Source organism: Pedobacter sp. (assembly GCF_031119335.1).
Lineage (GTDB): Bacteria > Bacteroidota > Bacteroidia > Sphingobacteriales > Sphingobacteriaceae > Pedobacter.
Genome location: NZ_JAVHXT010000003.1, coordinates 188,724 through 202,285, shown reverse-complemented (window position 1 = coordinate 202,285; position 13,562 = coordinate 188,724). Strand labels below are relative to the sequence as shown.

At 37.7% G+C, this 13,562-nt stretch carries 11 protein-coding genes; 9 read left to right on the top strand and 2 right to left on the bottom strand.

Annotated features, from left to right (window positions below):
* Positions 1-89: 89 nt before the first annotated feature.
* From REI64_RS04795 to REI64_RS04775, 5 genes are all read left to right on the top strand, one after another.
* The gene (locus tag REI64_RS04795; RefSeq protein WP_308848966.1) at positions 90-1,361 is read left to right on the top strand and encodes a hemolysin family protein; all 1,272 of its coding nucleotides are present in this window, start codon (positions 90-92) and stop codon (positions 1,359-1,361) included.
* A gap of 140 nt (positions 1,362-1,501) precedes the next feature.
* Positions 1,502-3,007 carry an ankyrin repeat domain-containing protein gene (locus REI64_RS04790; protein WP_308848965.1) on the top strand — a complete coding sequence of 502 codons (1,506 nt, stop codon included), beginning with the start codon at positions 1,502-1,504 and terminating at the stop codon, positions 3,005-3,007.
* A 20-nt stretch (positions 3,008-3,027) separates the two neighbouring features.
* A complete protein-coding gene (locus REI64_RS04785) occupies positions 3,028-3,510 on the top strand; it encodes a DUF2271 domain-containing protein (protein WP_308848964.1) in 483 nt (160 codons plus the stop codon).
* A 9-nt stretch (positions 3,511-3,519) separates the two neighbouring features.
* Entirely contained in the window at positions 3,520-5,715 is a 2,196-nt protein-coding gene (locus REI64_RS04780; RefSeq protein WP_308848963.1) for a PepSY domain-containing protein, read from the top strand.
* Positions 5,716-6,118: 403 nt separating this feature from the next.
* Positions 6,119-7,102, top strand: coding sequence for an FAD:protein FMN transferase (locus tag REI64_RS04775; RefSeq protein WP_308848962.1), 984 nt, complete (start codon positions 6,119-6,121; stop codon positions 7,100-7,102).
* 25 nt (positions 7,103-7,127) lie between these two features.
* Here REI64_RS04775 and REI64_RS04770 read toward each other — a convergent pair whose 3' ends face one another.
* The gene (locus tag REI64_RS04770; protein WP_308848961.1) at positions 7,128-7,334 is read right to left on the bottom strand and encodes a hypothetical protein; all 207 of its coding nucleotides are present in this window, start codon (positions 7,332-7,334) and stop codon (positions 7,128-7,130) included.
* Between the two features lie 46 nt (positions 7,335-7,380).
* On the bottom strand, positions 7,381-8,004 hold the full coding sequence (locus REI64_RS04765; protein ID WP_308848960.1) for a LysE family transporter: 624 nt from the start codon (positions 8,002-8,004) through the stop codon (positions 7,381-7,383).
* Positions 8,005-8,207: 203 nt separating this feature from the next.
* Here REI64_RS04765 and REI64_RS04760 point away from each other — a divergent pair, with 203 nt between their 5' ends.
* The 4 genes from REI64_RS04760 to guaA all read left to right on the top strand — a co-directional run bounded on the left by REI64_RS04760 (position 8,208) and on the right by guaA (position 13,542).
* Positions 8,208-9,638, top strand: coding sequence for an MFS transporter (locus REI64_RS04760; protein WP_308848959.1), 1,431 nt, complete (start codon positions 8,208-8,210; stop codon positions 9,636-9,638).
* A gap of 158 nt (positions 9,639-9,796) precedes the next feature.
* The gene (locus REI64_RS04755; protein WP_308848958.1) at positions 9,797-11,083 is read left to right on the top strand and encodes a sugar MFS transporter; all 1,287 of its coding nucleotides are present in this window, start codon (positions 9,797-9,799) and stop codon (positions 11,081-11,083) included.
* A gap of 87 nt (positions 11,084-11,170) precedes the next feature.
* Entirely contained in the window at positions 11,171-11,629 is a 459-nt protein-coding gene (locus REI64_RS04750) for a dCMP deaminase family protein (protein WP_308848957.1), read from the top strand.
* 386 nt (positions 11,630-12,015) lie between these two features.
* On the top strand, positions 12,016-13,542 hold the full coding sequence (guaA, locus tag REI64_RS04745; protein WP_308848956.1) for a glutamine-hydrolyzing GMP synthase: 1,527 nt from the start codon (positions 12,016-12,018) through the stop codon (positions 13,540-13,542).
* Positions 13,543-13,562 lie beyond the last annotated feature (20 nt).

Genomic DNA, 13,562 nt, shown 5'->3' with positions numbered 1-13,562 from the left:
TGTGTTTAATAGCTGGGGCGATTTTTTAGTTACACGAACAAATTGATTGAGATTAATACTAATTTGTGACCGTAAAACAATTATAAGCGATGGAAATTCTGATCATTTTTGTGCTGGTGCTGCTTAACGGTATATTTGCGATGAGCGAGCTGTCTTTGGTATCATCAAGAAGATATAAACTTGAAAATGCCGCTAAAAAGGGAAACAGTGGAGCCAAGACTGCACTAGAGCTCTCCGATAATCCAACAAGATTTTTAAGTACGGTACAAATTGGAATTACCCTAATTGGAATTTTGTTAGGGGTTTACAGTGGTGAGAGCATTACCAAAAACATAGCTCAATATGTAGCGGAAATAGAGATGTTGGCTCCTTATGCCTCGCAGATAGGTACAGCACTTTCTGTAATTTTTATCACCTATCTTTCTATCGTGTTAGGCGAATTGTTTCCCAAGCGTGTGGGACTAACATTTCCTGAGCCTGTTGCAATTTTGGTTTCAAGACCGATGCTGATCCTTTCTAAAATTACATCACCATTTGTATGGTTATTAACTACCTCTAATAACATTCTGTTAAAAGTTTTTGGAATTAAAGCCACTAGCGATAGTAGGGTAACCGAAGAAGAAATTAAAGCAATAGTAAAGGACAGTGCTGCGGGCGGCGAAATCCAAGAGATTGAGCAGCATATTGTAGAACGTGTTTTTGAGTTGGGCGATAAAAAAGTGAGTGCACTTTATACCCATCGTAGCGATTTGATTTATTTTAATGAAGATGATGACTTCGAAACCGTACGAAAGAAAATAAATGAAGACAAACACTCCGCGTATCCAGTTTGCAGCAAAAACAACTTAGACCATATTAAAGGTTTGGTGCTTTTGAAGGATTTATTTGATGATGCTAATCAGCCATTCTCCTTAACTCGTATCCTTAGGCAGCCATTATTCATCACCGAGAACCGCTCAGCTTATCAAGTAATTGAGCATTTTAAGAAGGAGAAAATGCACTACGCTATCGTGATTAACGAATATGGAACTACTGCAGGAATGGTAACCATGGATGATGTGCTCGACGCTCTTATTGGAGATGTAACGCAACATTATCAAAAGGAATATGCCATTACCCAAAGGGATGAAAATTCTTGGTTGGTAGATGGTTACTATAACTTAGGAGAATTTCAGAAGTTTTTCGCTTTAGATATAGATCCAGAGGCAGGTAGACAGTACACCACGGTTTCGGGACTGATTATTTATCATCTGCAGCGCATTCCAGAAGTAGGAGATAAGCTTACCATTGATACACTAACACTCGAAGTAGTAGATAAGGATGGGCAGCGTATTGATAAGATTATGGTAACTAAGGATTAGTGTTAAGTAACTTTTTGGCTAGAACATCTGTTGTAATCGGAAAAAATAGCACGTAAAGCGAAAAAATAGCAAAATACATTATGTAGATTTAGTCTAAATAAGTAATTTCGCAGGCATATTCATAAAGATATCCATTAGAAATGAAGAAAATAGCACTTATCGCCTCGTTCGTTTTTGCTTTAGGCTCGGCAAATGCGCAAAATAGAAATACCTTGTTACAAGGTGATTTTTGGAAACAAAAACCTAACGTAGATGCTGTTAAAGCAGAAATAGCAAAAGGTAGCAATCCAGCAGAATCTGATCAAAGAGCATTTGATGCGACCGCTATGGCAATTAATGCTGATGCACCATTAGAAACTATCAAATTTTTGTTAGACCAACCAGGTAATCCGGTAACTAAAGGTACACACCACAGTCGTACTTATTTACACTGGGCAGCAGCAAGAGGTAATGTAGATTTGGTAAATGAATTATTAAAACGTGGATCTGATAAAGAAAAGGCAGATAGTTATGGTACACCAATAGTTGCTTATGCGGCATCTACGGGTCAGGCTAATACTGCACTTTACGATACTTTCTTCAAATTAGGTATTGATGCGAAGAAAAAATATGCAAACGGAGCAAACTTGTTGTTGTTAAGCATAGCTGGCGATAAGGATTTGAAATTGGTTGAATATTTCACCAGTAAAGGAATGTCTATAAAGGATGTTGATGCTGATGGCGCTACTGCTTTTGACTATGCTGCTAGGAGTGGTGACATCAATTTTCTGAAAACTATTTTAGCTAAGGGCGCTAAACCAACAAATATGGCACTTTCATTCGCATCGCAAGGCGGTCGTATGTCATCAGCTTCGCTAGAGTTGTATAAATATTTAGTAGAGGATTTGAAATTAAGCCCTACAGCAACCAATAAAGAAGGTAATAATGTATTGCACAACATCGTTCGCAGACCAAACCAAGAAGAAATCATTAACTATTTCTTAGCAAAAGGTGTGGATGTAAACAAAGCTAACGAAGAGGGCAATACGGTATTTATGACTGCTGCTGGTGGTAGAAATGTAGCTTTGTTAGAATTGTTAGCACCAAAAGTGAAAGATATTAATGCGGTGAATAAAAAAGGTGAGTCGGCATTAACTCAGGCGGTAAGTGCTAGTTCTCCAGAAGTGGTTGCTTATTTAATTGGTAAGGGCGCAAACGTAAAAGTGGAAGATGCTGCTGGTAACAATTTAGCTTATTACTTAGTGCAAAGTTACAGACCTGCGGGAAGACCAGCTGGCCCTGGTGCTGCACCTGCAAAAGATGAATTTTCCGAAAAATTAGCACTTCTAACGGCTAAGGGTTTAGATGTGAATGCTGCTCAAAAAGATGGTAGTACATTATATCACGTAGCTATTGCCAGACTAGACTTAGCTTTGCTGAAAAGACTTACTGATTTGAAAATTAACGTAAACGCAAAAAACAAAGAAGGAAATACTGTTTTACACAGAGCGGCGTTAATTTCGAAAGATGATGAGATTTTGAAATATTTGCTTTCAATTGGTGCTGACAAAGCAGTAAAAACAGATTTTGACGAAACTGCCTATGATTTAGCTGCTGAAAACAAGTTTTTATCACAAAAGAACATTTCTGTTAGCTTCTTAAAATAATTGTAATACTTAGAATATATATGAAAAACTTTCTAAAGATTTGTGCGCTAGGCTTACTACTAACGGTTGGTTTGCAAACGCAAGCGCAAACTTCTAAATATAAATGTATGGTGCAAATGATTGCCTATACAGGTGAAGAGGCTTATATTGTGGTATCTTTAATGAACCCAAAAGGAGATTACGAGAAAACTGTTTATATGATGGGCGATGAAAAGAAGTGGTATAATGGTTTTAAGGAGTGGTTTAAATTCTTCAATAAAAACAAAAAGATAGACGGTAAAACAAGTGCATCTGTTGGCGGTGGCGATAGAGCATTAATTACCATAGATATAGATGATGCTGTAGTAAATAAAGGCTATAAACTGCGTTTCGAAAGTGCTGTAGAAGCTCAGAAATATCACATGGCCGATGTTGAAATTCCATTAACTACCGAAGCGCTTGCTGGCAAAGCCGATGGTAAAGGTTATATCAAATACATTAGATTTAGTAAAGTACAACCGTAAAAAAATAAGATGACCCTATCCATTTGGCGTTATGCCCATTTGGCACTGGCATTAATTTCATCGCTTTTTCTAGTTATGGCATCGGTTACCGGTGCCATACTTGCTATAGACGCAGTGCAAGAGAAGATGCCGCCTTATAAAGTTGCTAATTTTGAAGAAATTACCTTGGCGCAAACGGTGCCGGTTTTAAAGAAAAGTTTCTCCGAAATCAGCGAAATTGATGTTGACCATAATGGTTTTGTTCGCTTAAAAGGTTTTGATGATGAAGGCAATGAGATCGATAACTACATTGATCCTACGAGCGGTAAAGTTTTAGGGAAGCCTGTTGAAAAAAGCGAATTTGTAACTTGGAATATCGCCTTGCACCGTTCGCTGTTTTTAAAAGAAACAGGACGAGCAATTATAGGTGTAATCTCCTTTCTATTGGTGCTTATCGCGATTTCTGGCTTAGCTTTGGTTATCCAGCGGCAGCGTGGAATGCGCAGGTTTTTTACCAAAGTAATTAGAGAATATTTCGCACAGTATTACCATATTATTACTGGCAGAATAATACTAATTCCAGTGCTGATTATCGCACTTACTGGAACTTACCTTTCTATGGCAAGGTTCCAGTTATTTCCACAGCAAAATACTGAACATAAAGAAATTGTAGCGCTAGAGGAAATTCCTGCGCAAGCTAATATTGCAGATTTCGAACTTTTCAAAAATACTAAACTGTCAGAGGTAAAGAAGATCGAATTTCCATTTGCTGATGATCCGGAAGAGTACTATAACCTGAAGTTGAACAACAGAGAGTTGATCGTTAATCAATTTACAGGGAAGATAGAAAGTGAAATTAAATATCCAACAACCTTACTTTTAGAACATCTGAGCTTAGACCTACATACTGGTCGTACCAATATCATATGGGCAATTATTTTAGGCATTGCCTGCTTAAATATCTTGTTCTTCATATATTCTGGATTTGCAATTACCCTTAAACGCAGAGCAACCAAAATCAAGAATAAGCACAAAGGAAAAGACGCCGAGTTTATTTTATTGGTAGGCTCTGAAAATGGAAGTACGCTTCGTTTTGCTAATGCAATACACGAGCAGTTAAATGCGCAAGGTAAAGTTTCATATTTAGCGCAGTTAAATCAATATGAGGTTTATCCCAATGCAAAACACTTGCTGGTTTTTGCATCAACGTACGGTTTGGGAGATCCGCCTTCTAACGGCAGCAAGTTTCTACAATTGATCGACAAATATCCACAAAAACACAAGCTTAGTTTCTCTGTAATTGGTTTTGGTTCTCATGCTTATCCAGATTTTTGTGAGTTTGCTAAACAGATAGACCAAAAATTATCCGTTCAAACTTGGGCAAATCAACTTACCGCATTACATACTGTCGATGATAAATCTGCCGTACAATTTGTGAACTGGGTTAAAGCTTGGAGCGAGGAAACTGATATAGAATTGGCAACAACACCAGCCTTATACGCTAAAAAGCCGAAAGGTTTGCAGAAAATGATGGTTTTAGAAAGAACTGAAGTTAATGAGAATGAGCAAACTTTCATGCTTACTATCCGCATTCCTGCCAGAACCAAATTTACATCGGGAGATTTATTGGCCATTTATCCAGCAGATGATAACAGGGAACGCTTGTATTCGGTAGCTCGTTGTAATGGAAATGTGCAGTTGGTCGTGAAACTTCATCAGCCAGGTTTGGGTTCTGGTTACTTGAATAACCTAAAGGTTGGCGACGTATTCAAAGCCCGTATGGTTACGAACGCTTCTTTCCATAGACCAAAAAATAAAGCTATCGCCATGATTGGTAATGGAACAGGCATTGCACCATTTTTAGGAATGATTTCGCAAAGTGCTAAAAATGCAGATAATCGCTTATACATCGGTTTCCGTAAAGAAACTGCAATTGTAAAACAGCACAAATCGTTTTTAGATCAGCAGATTAAAAAACATAGACTTAAGAGTTATCAGATTGCTTTTTCGCGTGAGCAAAATCATTGTTATGTGATGGATCTAATCCGTAATGATGCCCAACATTTAGCACAATTATTAAAAGATGGTGGCTTAATAATGATTTGCGGCTCGTTGTTGATGCAGCAAGATGTAGAAAAAGTACTGCACGAAGTTTGTTTGGAAATAAATGGCAATGCACTTTCGTTTTATAAAGAAAAAGGACAGTTATTGACAGATTGTTATTAAATTCCCTCTCTCCCGATAAATCCTATCGTGTGGACAACATTTATTGAAAATAGCAGATTTCCTCCCCCTGCCCCCTCGAAGAGGGGGATAGGCAAATTGCTTAAGCATGATGTGTCCCCCTTTGGAGGGGGGATTCAAGGGGGAGGATCGAGATGTGTCCATACGATAGGATAAATGAGGATCTTTCCCTAAAAGGGAGAGAATAGCAAAGTTTATTAGGCATTTCGCTTCTCTCTCCCTTTTAGGGAGAGATGGCGTAGCCAGAGAGGGTTAAAAGAACATGATAAATTCAAACTTATATAGCGCTTTAAGCTTGCTTCGTAAACTCGCAATGACGGTCTTTTGTTCGTCAGTGCGAGAACTTGCTCCGATTCTTCGGAGAAGAATGACGAAGCAATCTCTCATGCTTTTAACGTTTTTTTTTGTTTATAACGGTCAATCGAACGCCCAAATCCAGTGCCAACGCCCAGTAACCTTAATGGGCAGCCGCTTTGATATTACTATTGTAGCCGCTAATGAAGCACAAGCGGAAAAACACATTGACGAAGTTATAGCAGAAATAAGTAGGATAGAGGAATTAATATCCGATTGGAAACCTAGCTCTCAAATCTCGGATGTAAACCGTAATGCCGGAATTAAACCAATTAAAGTAGATAAGGAAGTGTTCGATCTCACTAAAAGAGCAATTTATCTTTCTAAAATTACGGATGGTGCGTTCGATATCAGCTATGCTGCAATGGATAAAATTTGGCAGTTTGATGGTTCGATGAAGGAAATGCCTACACCTGAAGAAATTAAAAATTCGGTAGCGAAAGTTGGTTATCAAAACATCGAATTAGATAGCGTAAATTCAACCATTTTCCTGAAAAAAGTAGGAATGAAGATTGGCTTTGGTGCAACCGGAAAAGGTTATGCTGCGGATAAGGGAAGAGAACTGATGGAACAAAAAGGCATTAAAGCAGGTATTGTAAATGCGGCTGGCGACATGACTACATGGGGCACAAAACCCAACGGCAAAGCTTGGAATGTAGGTGTTGCAAATCCGTTTGATGAAGAAAAGTACCTTGCTGTAATTCCATTAAAACGACAAGCGGTTACAACATCTGGCAGCTATGAAAAATATGTAGAATTTGATGGAAAACGATACGCACATATCATCAATCCGGTTACTGGCTACCCAGCAACAGGTTTAATTAGCGTTACTGTAATTGGCGAAAATGCAGAGCTGTGCAATGGTTTCAGTACATCTATTATGGTGTTGGGAAAAACAAAGGGCTTGGAATTGATCAAAAAGTTTCCTGATTATAGTTGTGTAATGGTAACTGATGATGGAGAAGTGGTGAAGTCGGCTAATTTTAAAGGGAAAGTGAAAAAGAAGTTGATGTAGAAATGACGACATTTTAGCAACTAAACTAAAGCTTATACTCATCAATCAACTCCCCAATCTGTTTAGCATAATCATTTCCTAACTCTTCCGAAGTCCAGTTGGTTTGTTCATTAACCGCAACGGAAATAACAGTGCCAATTAATTTGCTGCCTTCAAAAATATCATAAGCGCCATCTAAACGTGGTTGGATAGTTAACGTTTGCCCTACTAAGTTAATTTCAAAAGGTTCCATAACAACATAATTTGTTATAAATTAACAATGCAATGTAGGACTTGTTTTATTGGTAAAACTGGAAATAAGTTTTTACAATGAGCCAAATAGCAAAGCCGATGATGACAACTCCGGCAATTTTGTTCAGTTTTTTTAGGGTATTCTCTTTGATCCGATAGCGGAGTTTGCTGGCATAAAAGGTTTTCAAAGCATCAATAGCCAACTGTGTAGCCATAGCAATAAGGAAACAGAAGATTTTTTCTGGCAGCGAAGCTAGTTTTACAGAGATAATACCACTAACCACCACCCAAAACATTAACGTAGAGGGCGTAAGGATACACATTAAAAAGCCTTTGAGCACATAACCACGTTTACTCACTTTGATGTGATCGCCTTCTGAGTAGTTAATTTTTACATTTGATAGGAGGTAGTACATACCTACACCAACAATAAAAATACCGCCAATAATACCTACGTATTTATCAAACTCACTTTTATACTCAAAAAAATGTGAACCAAAAAGTACAATGGTGATTAAAATAAGGTCGCTAACAATTACGCCAGAGGCTAAAGAAAAGCCTGCTTTAAAACCTCTTTCTATACTGGTTTTAATCATAGCGAAGAAAACCGGACCTGTTAAAAACGATGAAATCAATCCCGCACCAATACCCAAAATGACTGCTTCAAACATGTTTGCTTTCGTAATTTCTGCTAATATGCGATTTTCAGCTTTAAAACCTCAATTTTTATTCAGTTTTTACAAATCTAGATTTCTAAAGTTTGCTAAAACTATTGGTAGTGCTGCTTGCATCAAAGTGTATTTTGTACACTATATTTTTCGTAAAAAATTCCTATGTTAGTCAAAATTTTCAAACCTTAAATATTTAACCAAATATGGAACAAAATGTAAAGACCAACTGGGCGCAGTTTATCCCTTTAGTAACTGTGTTTTTCTTTTGGGGCTTCGTAGCAGCAAGTAACGACATTCTCATCCCTGTATTTAAAGAAGCATTTCATCTATCTCAAAGCGAGAGCCAGTTGGTTTCTTTGGCATTTTATATTGCCTACACCGTTGGTTCTTTAATCTATATCGGTATCTCAGCGTTAATGAAAACTGATTTAATTAACAAAATTGGCTATAAAAACAGTTTAGCGTTAGGTTTAGCTATTTCAGCAATAGGTACTTTGTTGTTTTATCCGGCAGCAAACTTGGGCTCATTTCCTTTAATGCTTGCTGGTTTATTTACAGTAGCTTTAGGTTTCTCTCTGCAGCAAACGGTAGCAAACCCATTGGCTATTGCGTTAGGTCCGGTAAAAACGGGTTCTCAACGTTTAACAATGGCTGGCGGTATCAATAATTTCGGTACAACCATTGGACCGTTAATTGTAAGTTTTGCAATTTTTGGTACAGCTACAAGCGAAAGCACAACGCTTGATATTGAAAGTGTTAAAATTCCTTATTTAATTCTCGGCGCTGCGTTTTTAGCGGTAGCTATCTTCTTAAAATTTTCGGCTTTGCCTGATAAACCAGCTTTAGCCGAAGCTGATGTAGAAGAAGTTGGTGGTAGAACATCTGCGTTAAAATATCCTCAATTGGTTTTAGGAATGATCGCTATTTTCGTTTATGTAGGTGTGGAAGTATCTACAGCGAGTAACTTACCTGATTACATGAGCCACAAATTGGGTTTCGCAACGAAGGATATCGCACCGTATATTTCACTTTATTGGGCAAGCATGATGATTGGTAGATGGACGGGTGCAGTTGAAGCATTTACAGATAAAATCAGCCTGCAAAAAGTACTGAGATTTGTAGCGCCGTATTTAGCTTTTGGCGTTTTCTTATTAGTTAATGCTATTGCAAAGCACGACTTAGCTCCATTTTATGTTTACGGATTGATTATTTTGGTGTTAATCATAGCAGACGTTTTAAGTAAAGGTAATCCGGCTAGAATGCTGATGATTTTCTCGTTAATAGGTATTTTGGCATTAGTTACTGGCATGTCTACGTCTGGAATGGTAAGTGTTTATGCATTTACTAGTGTAGGTTTATTCTGTAGTACTTTATGGCCGTGTATTTTTACTTTAGCGGTTAGTGGTTTAGGCAAAAATACTAGTCAGGGCAGTAGCTTTTTAATTATGATGATTATGGGTGGCGGATTTATTAGTTATTTGCAGGGCTATGTTTCTGAGTACACAGGAATACAATATAGCTATGTTGTGGGCGTGCTTTGTTTTGCATACTTAGTATTCTATGCACTAAAGGCTAGTTCTGTATTAAAAGCTCAAGGTATCAGCTTCGATAAAAAAGTTTCGGGCGGACACTAATAATATTTTAAAGCACAATGAATAGAGCTCTGATTTTAATAGTCAGAGCTCTTTTTTTGTTGGCTAATCAAACGTTTGCGGCGTTTTAAATTTTTAAAAATATTTAAAATGCTAGCAGTTTTGTTTAAGTTAGGTGAAAATTTAAAACCAAACTAACAATGACTTCTATTCCAAACCAAAACAGAACGGCATTACTGCCAATGATAATTTGTTGTGCCTTCTTTTTTATTTTAGGTTTTGTTACCTGGGCTAATGGCTCGCTTATTCCGTTTGCTAAAAAAGCATTTGATCTCGAAACTGACTTGCAAGCATTCTTAGTAACCTTTGCCTCTTATATTGCTTATTTTTTCTTGGCTATTCCAAGCTCTTGGATATTGAAGAAAATTGGTTTTCATAACGGTTTAGTAGCAAGCGTTGTTGTTCTAGGTTTAGGTTCGTTGTTATTTATTCCAGCGGCCGAACAAAGTAGCTACATTTTGTTTTTAACTGCCATATTTGTGCAAGGCTCTGGTATGGCTTTGTTGCAAACTGCTGTAAACCCGTATTTAAGTATCATAGGTCCAATAGATAGTGCTGCTCAACGTATTTCTATAGCTGGTTTTTGTAATAAAACTGCAGGTATTATTGCTCCTATAGTTTTAGGTGCATTGTTATTAAAAGGTGCTAACGCAGCAGAAGCCAGATTGGCGAGTGCCGCTACCGAAGCAGAAAAGCAGTCGATATTAAACGAGCTTCTAGATCAATTGCATACACCATACATCGCATTAGCGGTATTTCTAGGTGTTTTTGCATTACTGCTTAAGTTTGTTAAGCTTCCAGAAGTTAATGTGGATGAAGAAGAGGTTTCTGAGACAGGAGCAAGTACTTCCCGTAAAACAATTTTCAATTACCCTCATCTTTTCTTAGGTTCTTTGGCTATTTTCTTTTGTGTTGCCGTAGAAGTAATGGCGGGTGATATTATTGGTACTTATGCTAGAGAGTTAGGTACCGTTCCTCAGGTTTTTAGAGATAATGCTACTGCCTTTACTTTAGGTTTTATGTTGGTGGGCTATTTAATAGGGATGACCACTATTCCTAAATTCATAAGCCAGCAAAAGGCATTGATGGTTTGTACCATAGTTGGTATTTTATTTACCGTATTGTCGGTGTTTACTTCTGGCGTTATTTCTTTTTGGTTTGTGGCTTTATTAGGTTTGGCAAACTCGTTGATGTGGCCTGCTATTTTTCCACTAGGTATTAAAGGCTTGGGTAAATTTACCAAAACAGGCTCTGCTATTATGATTATGGGTATTGCCGGTGGTGCAATTTGGCCATTGGTTTACGGCTTTATGAAAGATAAATTGCATATCGACTTTCAGCACGCATTCTTGTATGCAATGTTACCAGGCTATTTATACATTATTTACTTCGCCACAAAAGGGCATAAAGCTGGTGCAAAAAGTTAAATCGGAAATAGATATTTTTCGAACACAATAAAAACATTAATTTTGAAAGCTCTTCGATTTCTCGGAGGGCTTTTTTATTCAATCTACATGGCAAAAAAATCTTTTAATGAAATTTATATGAACTTGGCATCTGATCTTGCCAGTCGTTCGCATTGTGTGAGAGCTCATGTAGGTGCAGTGCTAACAAAAGATACCCGAATTATTTCCATTGGTTACAATGGTCCACCGCCAGAAACGCATAATTGTGATGAAGAATGGCCAGAAACTGGTTGTGCTAGAGATAGCAAAGGTAGCTGTTCTTTAGCCTTACATGCAGAAGAAAATGCCATTCTGTATGCTGTAAAAAACGGCTCTAAAATAGAAGGATCTACGTTATATACTACCTTGTCTCCTTGTATTGCTTGCGCCAGGTTAATTTTATCATCTGGAATTAGAGAAGTTTTCTATCGTGATTCTTATGCCGCTTATAAAGGTTTAGCTAGCGATGAAGGTGTAGATTTCTTGAATAGATTTGGGGTGAAGACTACGTTGTTGAGTGGCAATTAGGTTTGTTTACCACCTAAGCCACCTTAGTTCATTTTAGTTTTTATGTTTTATTAACTATCAGATGAAAAATTAAAAAGTTCGTCATTGCGAGGTACGAAGCAATCTCACAAGTGCGTTAAGGAAAAAACTATCGCATTAAGATTGCTTCGTTCCTCGCAATGACGGCATGAGTTACATCTGCGTTTGATTTAAGCAATGTTTTGAGTTAAATAGACCTGATAGGAGCGAGCATCCCGATGTCATCCTGAGTTTGACGAAGGATATCGGGATAAAGCGGATAGCAGGGCTTTCGCAGCCGAAAAGCACTAAAATTGCTCTTCATAAATTAATCAGTAATCAAATCTAAAATCGTACTTCTAAAATCGTAAATTTCCTTACCTTTGCGCATGCTAGAAAAAATCATTATCCTCGATTTTGGTTCGCAATTTACACAGCTTATTGCACGTCGTGTTCGCGAATTAAATGTGTACTGCGAAATTCATCCATTTAACAACATTCCAGAATTAGATTCAACAGTAAAAGGAGTTATCCTTTCGGGAAGTCCATCTTCTGTGCGTCAAGAAAATGCGCCATTTGTAGACTTGAATTTGTTTAAAGCTTACCCATTATTGGCGGTTTGTTACGGAGCGCAGTTTATTGCACAACAAAGCGGAGGAAATGTAGAAGCATCGGCAACGAGAGAGTACGGTAGAGCTAATTTGAGCTTTGTGAACAACGAAAATCCGTTGTTTAAAGGTATTTTAGTTGATTCGCAAGTATGGATGAGCCACGGTGATTCGATTACTCAAGTGCCAGAAAATTTCGAAATTATTGCAAGTACATCTGAAGTTAGAGTAGCTGGTTATCAGGTAAAAGGCGAGCAGACTTATGCTATCCAATTTCACCCAGAAGTAACGCACAGTACCGATGGTAAAACTTTATTAAGCAACTTCTTAGTTGGTATTTGCGGCTGTAGTCAAGATTGGACTTCGGATGCTTTTGCAGAAACTACCATAGCCGAGTTGAAAGCGCAGTTAGGTGATGATAAAGTTGTTTTAGCACTTTCTGGCGGTGTAGATAGTAGTGTTGCTGCGGTTTTATTGCACAAAGCGATTGGCAAAAACTTACATTGTATTTTCGTAGATAACGGTTTATTACGTAAAAACGAATACGAAAATGTATTGGAGCAATACAAAGATTTTGGCTTAAACATTAAAGGAGTTGATGCTAAAGAAAGATTTTTAGGTGAATTGGCTGGGGTTGAAGATCCGGAGAAGAAACGTAAAATCATTGGTCGTGTATTTATCGAGGTATTTGATGATGAAGCACATCAAATTCAAGATGTGAAGTGGTTAGCGCAGGGAACGATCTATCCTGATGTAATCGAGTCGGTTTCTGTGAATGGTCCTTCGGCTACCATTAAATCGCACCATAACGTAGGTGGTTTGCCAGATTTTATGAAACTAAAAGTAGTTGAGCCACTTAAGACGTTATTTAAGGATGAAGTGCGCAGAGTTGGAAACACTTTAGGTTTAGAATCGTTTATTTTAGGTAGACATCCTTTCCCTGGTCCTGGTTTAGGGATTAGAATTATTGGAGAGGTAACTGCCGAAAAGATTGCGATATTACAGGAAGCGGATCATATTTACATCCAAAACTTGAAAGATGCTGGTTTATACGACCAAATTTGGCAAGCTGGAGCGATATTTTTACCGGTGCGTTCGGTAGGTGTAATGGGCGATGAACGTACTTATGAGAACGTAATTGCTTTGAGAGCGGTAGAATCGTTAGATGGTATGACTGCAGATTGGTGCCATTTGCCTTATCCGGTACTCGCTAAAATATCCAATGAAATTATCAATAAAGTAAGAGGGATTAACCGAGTTGTGTATGATATTAGTTCGAAACCGCCAGCAACTATTGAGTGGGAATAAGCATAAATTAAAAACACATA